Consider the following 12,678-nt stretch of genomic DNA (forward strand, 5'->3'; position numbering starts at 1 on the left):
CGTGCCACCAAGCCAAGGCATGCTGCCAACCCGGGGCAGTCCCAGGTGCCGGGCTTTTGCGGTACGCCGCAGGGCGGATAGATTCGTCAGCAAGATGACTAATTCGAATCCCGCCATCGACGCAACCGCCTACTGGACCACCGCCAAGGAGCACGGCGAACTGCGCTCCGAGAAAATCGCGCGGCCCGGCCAGGGCGAGGTCCTCGTCCGTGCCCTGTACTCGGGCATCAGCAAGGGCACCGAAATGGTGGTTCACAATGGAGCCGTTCCACCGCGGGTCGCCACCAGAATGCGCGCACCGCACCAGGAAGGAGAGTTCCCGGGACCGGTGAAGTTCGGCTACCTCTCGGTCGGCATCGTTGAGGACGGCCCCGAGGAGTGGAAGGGCCAGCGCGTCTTCTGCCTCAACCCGCACCAGGACCTGTACGTCGTGCCGGTGGAATCGCTCACGAAGATCCCGGACAACGTTCCCGCACGACGCGCAGTCCTTACCGGCACTGTTGAAACAGCCATCAACGCCCTCTGGGAGGCGGGTCCCCGGCTCGGGGACAGGGTGGCTGTGGTCGGCGCGGGCCTGGTGGGCGGCATGGTTTCCACGCTCCTCCGTTCGTTCCCGCTGGAACGCCTGCAGCTTGTGGACCTCGACCCCTCGAAGCAGCAGCTCGCCAGCGCCCTGGACGTGGATTTCGTCGGCCCTGATGAAGCAGCTGCCGACTGCGACATCGTGTTCCACTGCTCGGCTTCCCAGAAGGGCCTCGAGCGCAGCCTGCAGCTGGCCGGTGACGAGGGCGATGTCATCGAAATGTCCTGGTATGCCAACCGCGAAGTCACGGTACCGCTGGGGGAGGACTTCCACGCCCGGCGCCTGTCCATCCGGGCCAGCCAGGTGGGCGTGGTCGCCCGCGCGCGCCGCCACCGCCGCACCAACGCGGACCGCCTGAACCTGGCCGTTTCGCTCCTTGCCGACCCAGTTTTTGACGCGTTCCTGACCGGGTCCTCACCCTTCGAGGACCTCCCGGCCGTCGTCAAGGAACTCGCATGCGGCAGCCGCGACGCCCTCTGCCATGTGATCGAATACCCGGCCGCCACGCAATTTCCCACCGACTCCAGCAACAGAACCTGAGGTAACGAATGTTCAGCCTGACCGTCCGACGCCACTTCATGATCGCCCACAGCCTGCCCCGCGAGGTTTTTGGCCCTGCCCAGGGGCTGCATGGGGCAACCTTCGTGGCAGAGGTGACCTTCCGCCGTCGTGCGTTGAACGCGGACGCGATCGTTCTGGACATCGGCGCCGCCGGAACCATCATCGAGGAGGTCCTCGCGGACCTGAACTACCGCAACCTGGATGAACACCCGGACTTCGCGGGCAAACTCAGCACCACCGAGGCCCTCGCCGAGTATGTTGCCCAGCGCGTCGCGCGGGAGGTCGGAAAGTCCGACGACGGCGCCCAGCTCGCCGGGATCGACGTCACCCTCCGCGAAAATCCGGATGCCTGGGCCACCTTTTCGCTGGACCTCGCCAGCTGACCCGTCGACCACTATGAACGCGCCGCCTATCCGGCTGCTGGTCCCGGGCAACATCCGGCACCATTCCGGCGGGAACGTCTATAACTCCCGGTTGGCGGAGGGTCTTCGCGGCCTCGGCAGCGAGGTCGAGATAGTTCCCGTCGAAGGGTCGTGGCCGGCCGCCTCCGCCCTCGAACGACGCCGGTTCGGCAGCCTCTTGGGCGCCCGGAGCCCCGAGTACGGTCCCGGCGAAGCCGTGGTCATCGTGGACGGGCTGGTTGCGGTGGGTGCACCGGACGAACTGGAGTCCGGTGCCAAGACGGGGCGGCCGCCCTGGATATTGGTCCACATGCCGGTTCCCGACGCCGGTCCCGTGGGTCCGGAGACGCCCGGCAGCCCATCCCTGGACAGCGAAGCGCGGGCATTGAAAGCGGCAGCCGGGTTGATCTGCACCAGCACTACAGCGGCCCGGACTCTTCAGGAAAGGCACGGCATCCACAGCATCCGCGTGGCCCTGCCCGGAACGGAGCCGGCGCCGCTGGCCCCTGGGTCGGATCCTCCCCACCTTGTCATGGTTGCGGCACTCCTGCCGAACAAGGACCAGTTGCTGATGGTGCAGGCGCTGGCCAAGCTGCAGGACCTGGACTGGACGGCAGCGTTAGTAGGCTCGGACCAGGCGGATGCTGGCTATGCCGGCCAGGTCAGGGACGCAGTGGAACGACTGGGACTGACTGACCGAATAAGGCTTACGGGAGAACTGACCGGCGCACCATTGGCGGAGGAGTGGTCACGCGCCAGCCTGAGCCTTCTGGTATCGCGGGAGGAAGCCTTTGGCATGTCGGTCACGGAGTCTTTGGCCCGAGGCATTCCGGTGGTGGTGCGGGCCGGAACCGGTGCCGTGGAAGCACTCGGCCACAGAATACCGCGGCCCGGCGACTCCGAACATCCGGTCCTTGCGGGCGCCGCGGTTCCCCTCACCCCGGGCGGGCCGGAAAGTCCGGGCGAGCTGGCCGCCGTCGTACGCCGCTGGCTGGAAGACCCGAAGCTGCGGGCTGAGTGGCGCGGGGCAGCGTTCGACGCCCGCACGCGCTTGCCGGACTGGCAGCACACGGCGCGCACGGTCCTCGAAGCGGTGAGGGGCTGAACCCCAAGTTCCGGGGGCGGAAAACCAGCCCGGTCCGGGACCCTACACCCGGTGGGCCGCAAAGAACTCCCGCAGAATCGCGGCGCATTCGGCCTCGCGGACGCCCGGGTAGACCTCCACCCAATGATTGAGACGGCGCTCGCGGAGGACGTCGAACACCGAACCTGCCGCCCCGGCCTTCTCGTCCCACGCGCCGAACACCACCCGCGGGATCCGCGACAACACGATGGCGCCCGCACACATGGCACAGGGCTCCAGGGTGACCACCAGCGTGCAGTCGGCCAGCCGCCAGCCGTCGTCTGCGCCGCCGCTCAGTCGAGCGCGTTCCCGGAGGCGGGCCGCGGCCTCGCGGATCGCCACCACCTCTGCATGTGCGGTGGGGTCGCCCAGTTCTTCCCGCTGGTTGCGGCCGGAACCGAGCACGCCGCCGTCGGGACCTATGACCACGGCGCCGATCGGCACGTCGGCCGTGGCAAGGGCGCGGCGGGCCTCCGCCAGGGCGAGGCCCATCCATTCGTGGTGTGATTTTCCTGCGGAGACCATGGCTCAATGATAGTTTCGAAGGATACCCAGAGCCCGTGACGACCATCCGCCGGGAGGCACAGTGAGCACTGTCAAAGACCGCATGGACAAATGGATAAAACCTTATGCCGCCCTCTGGCTGACAATGCTCATCGGCGGCAGCCTGGTGGTGGCACTCGCGCTCCTGGGAGCAGAGGTCTATTCGAACGTGGTGGACGACGAAGGTCTCACCAACCTCGACATTCCGGCGCTGGAGTACTCACAGACCCTCCGGAACCCGGAGCTGGACGCCGTCGTCACCGGCTTCACCAATATCGGCGGTGGCGTCGGGATGCCCATCCTGGCCAGCATTCTCACCGCATGGCTGACCTTCCTCAGCAGGACGTGGCGGCCAATCATCCTGGTGGGCGGTGCTGCCGCCGTCTCCATCTACGCCACCACCGTCGGCAAGCGGCTGGTTGGGCGGACCCGGCCGGACCACTCGGAAGCCGTCCCGCCGTTTGAGCACTCGCCGTCATTCCCAAGCGGCCACACGCTTAACACCACGGTGGTCATTGGCGTGCTGCTCTACGTCCTGTGCCTGCAGTTCCATCAACTCTGGGTGCGCGTCACGGCCATCACCGCGGGCGTGATCTTCATCATCGCCATGGGTCTGAGCAGGGTGTTCCTAGGCCATCACTGGCTCACAGACGTCACCGCTGGATGGCTGCTGGGTGGTGCATGGGTGGGCCTGGTGATCCTGGCCCACAGGCTGTTTCACCTGACCAGGCGCAAGGAACACGTCGGTCCCGCTCCCACGTTCGACCACCCCGTGGTGCGGGATGTCGTGGCAGAGAAAATCCACGACCACGGCCGGGACCGCCACGGGGACCACAGCGAGCCTGCTGCCGGCCGCGGCCCGGGAGACCATCACGCCGGGTGATAGTTTTGACCCATGCGCACTCTCGTTGTTGACCACCCTTTGGTCGCCCACAAGCTCACCGTCCTGAGGGACAAGAACACCCCCTCGCCGGTCTTCCGGCAGTTGACGGAAGAGCTGGTCACGCTGCTGGCATACGAGGCCACCCGCGAGGTCCGCACCGAAGAGGTCACCATTGAGACCCCCGTCAGCACCACCGTGGGCACCGCATTCACCAAGCCCACGCCCCTGGTGGTTCCGATCCTTCGCGCCGGCCTCGGCATGCTCGAGGGTATGACCAAACTGGTCCCCACGGCAGAGGTGGGCTTCCTGGGCATGGCCCGTGACGAGGAAACCCTGGACATCATTACCTACGCGGAACGCCTGCCGGAGGACCTGACGGACCGCCAGATCTTCGTGCTGGACCCGATGCTGGCCACCGGCGGAACCCTCCGCGAGGCGATCAAGTTCCTGTTCAAGCGAGGCGCCTCGGACGTCACCTGCATCTGCCTGCTGGCCGCCCCGGAGGGCCTGGCCAAGCTGGAGGAGGAGCTTTCCGGCGCCAACGTGACTATCGTGCTGGCCTCCATCGACGAGAAGCTCAACGAGAAGTCCTACATCGTTCCCGGCTTGGGCGACGCCGGCGACCGCCTGTACGGCATCGCAGGTTAGCCTGGTTCAGTAGCTGGCCGGGTTTAGTACCAGTTGTTGGCGTAGTGGAAGTTCAGCGCGCCACACGGTGACTGGTAGCGCTCCTGGATGTAGTCCAGGCCCCAGTTGATCTGAGTGCGGTAGTTGGTGACGTAGTCGGCTCCGGCGCTTGCCATCTTCTCGGCAGGCAGCGACTGGACGATTCCGTACGCGCCGCTGCTGGGGTTGGTCGCCGTGGTCTTCCAATCGGATTCCTTGGTCCACAGCGTCTTCAGGCACTGCATCTGGTCCGGCGCCCAGCCGTAGCTCGCCAGCTGGCTTGCGGCGTAAGCCTGCGCGCCTGCGGGGTCATTCACGGCAGCCGGCTTCGCGGCCTTGGCCTTTGCCGCAGCGGCCTTCTCGGCCGCGGCTTTCTCAGCGGCAGCCTTCGCAGCAGCGGCCTTGGCGGCGGCGGCTTTCTCTGCAGCAGTCTTCGCGGCGGCGGCTTTCTCTGCTGCAGTCTTGGCAGCGGCAGCCTGTTCAGCAGCCGTTTCCGCCGCGGCGGCCTGCAGTTCGCTCTTCTCGAGCCCCAGCTGCGCTTGCTGCTCATTGGGGGAGAGCTGCGTGGCGGTGGCCTCGGTGGACGAAGTGCGCGTCATGGACTCGGTGGCCTGGCCTGCTGCACCAACGCCCACCAGCAGTGCGCAGGACGCGGCCAGCACGGCAGCCCTCTTACCCAGTGCAGGGAAGGTGCCGCGCCGGGAGCGCTTGGCGGCGCGCGCGTCCGCGCGGCTGGATGCGCCGGATTTTGGGCGCGGTGCTACCTGGAATTCAGACATGATGGATCGCCTCTCACACCTGCGGAGTTAGCTGTCGGGTTCGGATGAGGGCATCCGGCCGCACGGAACATTCACGTGCTGGCTTAACCCCAAGGGCCTGAAATCGCCCGGGACGGTGGGTCCCCCGCCTCTGCCATCGGTCTATCGGAGTCCGGGAAGCGGCAGAGCTCGGCGTCATCCGGACATGCGCCACGAACGGAAGCGCACTCACTCGACGGTACAGGAGATCTACGGCAAAGTCACATTTTGGTAACAGGGATCACGACGGCGGCGCGTCGCCATTGTCTAACCACCTCATCGGGGCGTAGTGGGCAGCTTTACCGCGAACCTCGTCCAGCCGGCGCGTGACTCAACGCTGACGGTCCCGCCATGAGCTTCCACAATGGACTGCACTATCGACAGGCCAAGACCGCTGGTCCCCTCGGTTCCGGCCGCACCGGGCTGGTCGCCGACGCCCTTGCGCGCCGCGTCTGCGCGGGCGAACCTGGCGAAGGCCTGGTCCACGAACTCCTGTGGAATGCCGCCGCCGTCGTCCGTTACCGTGATCTCCGCCGTGTCCGCGGATGCCAGCCGGGCGCCCGCCACCACTGTGGTGCCGGCCGGTGTGTGCTTGCGTGCATTGGAGAGCAGGTTCATCAGGACCTGTCGGAGCTGCGCGGCGTCGCCGTTTACCACCACCGGCTCCCCGGGCAGTTCCAGCCGCCAGTTGTGCCCCGGCGCCATCACCTTTTCGTCGCTGACGCCCTCGACCACCAGCTGGGTCAGGTCCACGTCCGCCAGCTTCAGCGGCTGCCCCTCATCCAGCCGGGCAAGCAGCAGCAGGTCCTCCACGAGGGCGGTCATGCGCTCGGACTGGCTTTGCACGCGGGCCAGCGACCGTTCTCCGTCCGGGGTGAAATGCTCGGTCAGGCGGAGCAGCTCGGTGTACCCGCGGACCGCGGTGAGGGGAGTGCGCAGTTCGTGCGAGGCGTCCGCCACGAACTGCCGTACTTTCGTTTCGCTCCGCTGCCGCGCCTGCAGCGCGTTGGCCACGTTGTCCAGCATGAGGTTCAGCGCGTGGCCTACGCTGCCCACTTCAGTTCCGGGATTGGCGTTCGACGGCGGCACCCGCACCGCCAGGGCGACCTCGCCGGCGTCCAGCGGAAGGCGCGAAACCTTGGTGGCCACCGCGGAGAGCTGCTCCAGCGGCCTCATGGTGCGGCGAATCAGAACGGTGCCGGCGAAGCCGACCAGCACCAGCCCCCCGAGCGATACCAGGAGGAAGGTCCACACCAGGGAGGCCAGTGTGCTTTCCTTGGCATTGAGCGGCAGGCCGGTCACCAGAACGTCGCCGAAGGAGGTCTGGGCCGCGACCAGACGGTAGTTGCCGTTGGACAGCTTCCGGTCCACCGGTGCGGAGCCCGCCGTCAGCGCAAGGAGTGCCTCCTTGTCCGCCGCCGAGAGGGGTGATCGTGTGGTGTCCGGTGCCAGGAAGCCAGCACTGTTGACCTGGCCGTCCACGATGCGCGCGTTCAACGTGCCCACGCTCTGTCCCCGGGCATCCAGCGGGTCCCGCCCGATGGCTCCGTCCATGTGCGGCCGGCCCGGATCGTTGGCCCGATCCGCCGCCTGGGTCAGCTGGCCGTCAAGCTGGTGGGTCAGGAAGGTGTCCATCGAGGCGTAGCTGATCACGCCCACTGCCCCGCAGATCGCGATGAGCAGGCCCATGGCCAAGGCGGTCAGCCGCGTGCGGAGGTGCCAGGTGGCGGGCTTCCGCCAACTCCGTGGGTCGGGGGTGTGCGGCGAGCATGTCATCTAGTCCGCCGGCCTGATGACGTACCCGGCACCCCGGACGGTGTGGATCATGGGCGGGCGGGCGGCATCGATCTTCTTGCGCAGGTAGGAAATGTACAGTTCCACGATGTTGGCTTGGCCGCCGAAGTCGTAGTTCCACACCCGGTCCAGGATCTGGGCCTTGCTGATCACGCGTTTAGGGTTCTCCATGAGGTAACGGAGCAGCTCAAATTGGGTTGCGGTGAGCTGGACCTGGTCGCCGGCGCGGGTTACTTCGCGGGTGTCGATATTCAGGACGAGGTCTCCGACCACGAGCTCGGCGGTGTCCATGGCGGCCACGCCGGAGCGCTGCACCAGGCGGTGCAGGCGCAGCAGTACCTCTTCCATGCTGAACGGCTTGGTGACGTAGTCATCACCGCCGGCCGCAAGCCCCACGATGCGGTCCTGGATTGCGTCCTTGGCAGTAAGGAACAGCGCCGGCACTTCAGGCGCGAAGGCCCGGACCCTGCCCAGGAGCTCAACACCGTCGAACCCGGGGAGCATCACATCCAGCACCAGGACGTCGGGACGGAAGTCCTTGGCGAGCTTCACGGCCTGGGGGCCGTCGGCGGCAACGGCCACCGACCAGCCGGCCATGCGCAGGCCCATGCTCATCAGCTCGGCGAGGCTGGGTTCGTCATCAACCACCAGGGCACGGATGGGGGAGCCGTCCGGATGAGAGAGCTGCGGCAGGTTGTTGGTCATGGAGTGCAGGGTGCCCATGCAACAACTCTCCGATTGCTCGTTATTGCCGGGCTTGGGTCTTCCTGTGAGCCGGCTGTGAATCCCGGCGTAATGGCGCAGCCGGACGCCCGGGTGCCGTCCGCATGGTGTCCTAGGGGAGTCCAAATCCGGGTCCGGCTGGACAGCGGACCCTCGTAGAGAGGGCAATTTCACGCTTCGGCGGGATAATGAATTAAAACGTTCTTACGGGACCATTGACCGAACAAAGCACTGCATGTGTCTCGGTTACCGCCGGGTAATGGCATTTTCAGCACGGTTACCGCCGAGTACCGGAATCGTGATCTACGGCACATTAGCCCATTTCGTCTCATAATGCGGACGGTTTCGTCCATTGTTACTTGCAAGTTGGCATTGTTACGCGTCACACTTCCAATGTGAACAAGAACTCAACAGCACCTGCAGCCGCAGATATTTGGCCCAGCACACCTGCTGCCGCCGAGATGCGCTGTTGCCGAATGCACGCCTGACCTTCCCACCCTCCGAAGTTCTTAGGCATTCGCCCAACTAGCCCAGCGTCGGGCGCCCCTCCCCCAGCATTGCGGGGACCCAGCATTCGAGCCGCGATGACGGCCATTCACATTGAGGTAAGCATTCATGTCAGTTGCATCCGGATACGTCCACATCTCCGTCCGTAACGCCGCCAAGGCTGCCCAGTCCACCGGATTCCGCCCCGGTTTCGGGCAGCGTCCGGCGACCGCTCCCGTCGGCTCCGGAAACAGCTTCCCGGCCCCGGGCTACGTTCCCCAGGGTTACAACCCCAACTCGTACGGCCAGCTCCGCGCGGTCCCGCCGGCAGAATCCGCGCCCATGACGGCTCCCACTCCCGTGGTGGCCGGGCCCAACGCAGTCCGCCCCGTTGCCAACGACAACGTGGCCCGCGGCTTCGTTCTCTACATGGGCATCGATGAAGAAACCGCTGCAGCAGCCGGCACCTCCATCGCCAAGCTCGCCCAGGAAATCCGCGCCTACGCCCAGTCACTCGTGACCGGTGCCGAAAGCTACGCAGCAGTTGCCGTTGCCCCCGCCGGTACCCCCGGTTCCGCCCTCGACGTCGTACGCTCAACGTTCGGTGACCCCACCGTCAACGCCCGGCAGCGCACCGAAACCCCGCGTCCTGCGCAGCAGGAGCCCCGTCCCTCCGGCGTCCTGATCGACCTGGCCCGCCGCGAAGTGCACCTGGACGGCGAATCCCTGAACCTCACCTTCAAGGAATTCGAACTCCTGAACTACCTCGTGGAGAACGGCACCCGTACCGTCGGCCGCGACGAGCTCCTCGAGGGCCTGTGGCGCAACGCCGAGGAGGTGCCCAACGAGCGCACCATTGACGTCCACATCCGCCGCCTTCGCTCCAAGCTGGGCCGCCTCGCCAACACCGTCCGCACGGTGCGGGGCCAGGGTTACCGGTTCTACGAGCACCCCGAGGTTGTTGTCTGGGCCGCTCCGGAATACTCGATCTAGCTGGGGCCCTCCCGGCATTGGCCGCCGCGGTTTGGTTTAAGCTGGGGCCATGAGTGAGCACCATCTGCGGCGTCTTGTGTTGATGCGGCATGCCAAGGCCGACTGGCCCGGCGGCGTCGCGGACCACGAACGCCCCCTTGAGGAGCGGGGCCACCGTGAAGCGCCGTTGGCTGGCCGATGGCTGCTCAAGCACAACATCGTGCCGGACTTCATCTTATGTTCCAGCGCGCTGCGCACCCGGCAGACCTGCACGTGGGTGTGCTCGGAACTCGGGGACAAGGCTCCCACGCCCAAGTTGGAGGACGGGCTGTACGAGGCGTCGGCCCTCGGGATGCTCGCCGTGGTCAACCATGTGCCGGACACCGTGATGACCCTGATGCTGATCACGCACCTTCCCGGCGTCCAGGATCTCGCCATGCACCTGGCCTCCCGCGACTCGGACCACGACGCCTACATGGATGCTGCCACCCGGTACCCGACCAATGCGCTGACTGTCCTGGAGACGGAAAAGCCATGGGCTGAACTGGACGGCCAAGACGCCCGCATTACCCGGTTCAAGGTTCCGCGCGCGCACTGAGCCCGGACTGAGCCGGCGCTGATGCTTCGCCGCGTGCAGCTGCCCGCGGTTGCCGCGGCTGGATGCCTCAGCGGCGCGGCGCCGGCTTCCGGGCCGGCTGCTTGGGCGGGGTTTGCTTCGCAGCGCCGCTTGCCGCTGCGCCTGGCTTAGCCCTCGCCTTGGCCGTGGACCCTTGCCGTTGGGCGGCCCCTTGCCGTTGCGCGGACGACGGCGTCTGCCGCACTGGAGCGCGGCCGCCCGCCGTAGTGCGTGGTTGCGCAGGCCGTGGCTGGGTGGCGCGTGCCTGGGTGTTGCGCTGCCCCGCCGGCCGCTTTGTGCCCTGCCTTACCGGTGCCCGGCGAGCCTGTGGCTTCCGCTGGGTCTTCCCCGCGGGTGCACGCCCGGGCCAGATGGCGCCGGTGAACAGGACGGCGATGGCAGCGACAAGCGAGCCTGCGGCCAGGACGAAGTACGTGTCGGGATCGTCCGTGGGCAGCGGTGTTCCGATGAGGGAGGACTGGCCTTCGAATGAGAGCTCCCAGGTGCCCAGGAATGCCAGGGATCCGGCTATGGCGAGACTGGTGAACAGCCCGCCGAGCACCAGCATCACGTGGCGTCGGCGAAGGATAAGTTCCAGGATGCAGGCCAGATAGGCGAGTCCAAGGACGCCGGCGAAGGCCACAAACACCGGCATCGCCAGTGTCATCCCCGTGAGCACCAGGAGTCCGGCCGCGACAATACCGGTGATGACCGCAAACTTTCCGCTGTTCCCCATGTGGCGCATGTGATCAATCATCCCCCGAAAACATTGGGGAGCGGGCTCCTTGCCGACGTGCCCGCCGTCGGGTTTTCCTATAGCCCGCATTTTTCGAGGAGTCGCAGCCATACCTCGCTGATGGTGGGGTAGGACGGGACTGCATGCCAGAGCCGATCCAATGGCACTTCGCCCACGACGGCGATGGTGGCCGCATGCAGGAGCTCGGCCACATCCGGGCCGGTGAATGTTGCGCCCAGGAGAACCTTTCTGTCCTCATCGATCACCAGCTGCGCCCAGCCGTGGTAGTTTTCGGCGTGCAGGGACGAGCCGGCCACCTCGATGGGGAGCTCCACTGTAGAGGCTTTGAATCCATCGTCCTGCGCCTGCTTCAGGTTTCGGCCCACGGCCGCGATCTCCGGGTCGGTGAAAACCACGTTGGGGACGGCGTGGTCGTTTGCCGTTTGGGCGTAGCGGCTCCACGCCGCGGGGGTGCCGTCCAGTTCGCCCTTGGCCCGGGCGGCAATGGCGTCGCCGGTGGCGCGTGCTTCGTACTTTCCCTGGTGGGTGAAGAGGTGTTTGCCCGCGGCGTCGCCCACTGCATAGAGCCAGGAACCTTCGCCCGGTGCTCCCTCGACCAGGCCCGTCGTGTCGGTGGAGAGCGTCAGATTCCCCTGGTGGTCAGGGGCGAAACCCAGCTTTTCCAGTCCCAGGCCCTGAAGTGCGGGGTGCCGGCCGGTGGACACCAGCACTTTGTCCGCCACCACTGTGGTGCGGCCCCCGGAACCGTCGTCCACCTCCAGGCTCAGCGCGCCGTCGTCGTCCATGGTGATGCTGTGCGTCGCCGTGCCGGTGCGGATGTCCACCCCGTCGGCGCGGAGCCCGGCGGCCACCAGCTCAGCCGCTTCCTCCGGGAAGCTGCCCAGGAGCCGGCCGCGCGCAACGAGCGTAACCGCTGAGCCCATGCGGGCGAAAGCCTGGGCGAGTTCTGTCCCGGCCACGCCGCCGCCCAGGACTGCCAGCCGCTCGGGGACCTCCTTGGCGGACGTCGCCTCGCGGGTGCCCCAGACTTCAACGTCATCCAGTCCCTTGATGGGGGGAGTGTTGGGCATGGAGCCCGTAGCCAGGACCACCGCGTGCCGGGCCGTCAGCAGGTGCGAGGTGCCGTCGGTCCCGGCCACCTCGACTGACTTGGGCGCCGTCAGCCAGGCATGGCCGCGGATCAGGTCAATCCCCGCGTCCTCGACCCATTGCACCTGGCTGCCATCCTCCCAATTGGAGGTGAACCGGTCCCGGTTGGCGAGGACCGCGGCCGCGTGGAGCGTCCCTGTGACTGCTTCCTTGGCCCCCGGCATGGTTTGGGCGCTGTGCAGTGCGGTGCCGGGCCGCAGCAGCGCCTTTGACGGCATACATGCCCAGTACGAGCACTCCCCGCCGACCAGTTCCGCCTCCACCAGCACCGCGGTGAGGCCACCCCGGACCACCCGGTCTGCAACGTTTTCCCCTGCGGCTCCCGCGCCGATCACTACTACGTCATATTCGCGGTTCAGGGGCTCAGGCGTCATGGGGACAGCCTACGCCCGGCCGGCGGTGTACGGCCCGGTGATCGGGGCTGGTCAGGATGAGCGGGACCGGACAACAAAAAACACCCCGGTCCGATGACCGGGGTGTTTCATTCTGTGCGCCCAAAGGGATTCGAACCCCTGACCTTCTGTTCCGTAGACAGACGCTCTATCCAGCTGAGCTATGGGCGCATCTTGTGTTCTTGGAGAAGAACCGCTCTCCCCGAACCTCGAATTACTTTACGCGAGGGTG

13 protein-coding genes, 1 tRNA gene and 1 riboswitch are annotated in these 12,678 nt (G+C 66.6%); of the genes, 7 read left to right on the forward strand and 7 right to left on the reverse strand.

What is annotated here, in order from left to right; all coding sequences use genetic code 11:
* Positions 1-94: 94 nt before the first annotated feature.
* Genes ACFWIX_RS13745 through ACFWIX_RS13755 form a run of 3 tightly spaced genes read left to right on the forward strand, consistent with a single transcriptional unit; the run spans position 95 to position 2,650 of the window.
* The gene (locus ACFWIX_RS13745; protein WP_377216692.1) at positions 95-1,123 is read left to right on the forward strand and encodes a zinc-binding alcohol dehydrogenase; all 1,029 of its coding nucleotides are present in this window, start codon (positions 95-97) and stop codon (positions 1,121-1,123) included.
* A gap of 8 nt (positions 1,124-1,131) precedes the next feature.
* Positions 1,132-1,527: a 6-pyruvoyl tetrahydropterin synthase family protein gene (locus tag ACFWIX_RS13750; protein ID WP_377216693.1), complete on the forward strand. Its 396-nt coding sequence runs from the start codon at positions 1,132-1,134 to the stop codon at positions 1,525-1,527.
* A 13-nt stretch (positions 1,528-1,540) separates the two neighbouring features.
* A complete protein-coding gene (locus ACFWIX_RS13755; protein WP_377216694.1) occupies positions 1,541-2,650 on the forward strand; it encodes a glycosyltransferase family 4 protein in 1,110 nt (369 codons plus the stop codon).
* Positions 2,651-2,692: 42 nt separating this feature from the next.
* On the opposite strand, the gene ACFWIX_RS13760 is transcribed toward ACFWIX_RS13755, so the two are convergent.
* Positions 2,693-3,193 carry a nucleoside deaminase gene (locus ACFWIX_RS13760; protein WP_377216695.1) on the reverse strand — a complete coding sequence of 167 codons (501 nt, stop codon included), beginning with the start codon at positions 3,191-3,193 and terminating at the stop codon, positions 2,693-2,695.
* A gap of 82 nt (positions 3,194-3,275) precedes the next feature.
* On the opposite strand from ACFWIX_RS13760, the gene ACFWIX_RS13765 reads away from it, so the two are divergent.
* The gene (locus ACFWIX_RS13765; protein WP_377216747.1) at positions 3,276-4,094 is read left to right on the forward strand and encodes a phosphatase PAP2 family protein; all 819 of its coding nucleotides are present in this window, start codon (positions 3,276-3,278) and stop codon (positions 4,092-4,094) included.
* A 12-nt stretch (positions 4,095-4,106) separates the two neighbouring features.
* On the forward strand, positions 4,107-4,742 hold the full coding sequence (gene upp / locus ACFWIX_RS13770; RefSeq protein WP_377216696.1) for a uracil phosphoribosyltransferase: 636 nt from the start codon (positions 4,107-4,109) through the stop codon (positions 4,740-4,742).
* A gap of 23 nt (positions 4,743-4,765) precedes the next feature.
* Here upp and ACFWIX_RS13775 read toward each other — a convergent pair whose 3' ends face one another.
* The 3 genes from ACFWIX_RS13775 to ACFWIX_RS13785 all read right to left on the reverse strand — a co-directional run bounded on the left by ACFWIX_RS13775 (position 4,766) and on the right by ACFWIX_RS13785 (position 8,074).
* Complete coding sequence (locus tag ACFWIX_RS13775) at positions 4,766-5,539, reverse strand: hypothetical protein (RefSeq protein ID WP_377216697.1); 774 nt, start codon at positions 5,537-5,539, stop codon at positions 4,766-4,768.
* Between the two features lie 5 nt (positions 5,540-5,544).
* Positions 5,545-5,723: riboswitch (cyclic di-AMP (ydaO/yuaA leader) on the reverse strand.
* A 110-nt stretch (positions 5,724-5,833) separates the two neighbouring features.
* Positions 5,834-7,333 carry a sensor histidine kinase gene (locus ACFWIX_RS13780; protein WP_377216698.1) on the reverse strand — a complete coding sequence of 500 codons (1,500 nt, stop codon included), beginning with the start codon at positions 7,331-7,333 and terminating at the stop codon, positions 5,834-5,836.
* Positions 7,334-8,074, reverse strand: a complete 741-nt coding sequence (locus ACFWIX_RS13785) for a response regulator transcription factor (protein ID WP_377216699.1) — start codon at positions 8,072-8,074, stop codon at positions 7,334-7,336.
* A gap of 615 nt (positions 8,075-8,689) precedes the next feature.
* On the opposite strand from ACFWIX_RS13785, the gene ACFWIX_RS13790 reads away from it, so the two are divergent.
* Both ACFWIX_RS13790 and ACFWIX_RS13795 read left to right on the forward strand, forming a co-directional pair.
* Complete coding sequence (locus ACFWIX_RS13790) at positions 8,690-9,553, forward strand: winged helix-turn-helix domain-containing protein (protein WP_377216700.1); 864 nt, start codon at positions 8,690-8,692, stop codon at positions 9,551-9,553.
* Positions 9,554-9,602: 49 nt separating this feature from the next.
* The gene (locus tag ACFWIX_RS13795) at positions 9,603-10,130 is read left to right on the forward strand and encodes a SixA phosphatase family protein (RefSeq protein ID WP_377216701.1); all 528 of its coding nucleotides are present in this window, start codon (positions 9,603-9,605) and stop codon (positions 10,128-10,130) included.
* A gap of 67 nt (positions 10,131-10,197) precedes the next feature.
* Here the strand turns inward: ACFWIX_RS13795 and ACFWIX_RS13800 are convergent, their stop codons facing one another.
* The 3 genes from ACFWIX_RS13800 to ACFWIX_RS13810 form a co-directional block, all read right to left on the reverse strand.
* A complete protein-coding gene (locus ACFWIX_RS13800) occupies positions 10,198-10,884 on the reverse strand; it encodes a hypothetical protein (RefSeq protein WP_377216702.1) in 687 nt (228 codons plus the stop codon).
* Positions 10,885-10,961: 77 nt separating this feature from the next.
* On the reverse strand, positions 10,962-12,428 hold the full coding sequence (locus tag ACFWIX_RS13805) for a dihydrolipoyl dehydrogenase family protein (protein WP_377216703.1): 1,467 nt from the start codon (positions 12,426-12,428) through the stop codon (positions 10,962-10,964).
* Positions 12,429-12,543: 115 nt separating this feature from the next.
* A tRNA-Arg gene (locus tag ACFWIX_RS13810) sits at positions 12,544-12,617 on the reverse strand.
* Positions 12,618-12,678 lie beyond the last annotated feature (61 nt).

The organism is Pseudarthrobacter sp. NPDC058362 (assembly GCF_042723515.1).
In the GTDB taxonomy this organism is placed as follows: Bacteria; Actinomycetota; Actinomycetes; order Actinomycetales; family Micrococcaceae; genus Arthrobacter.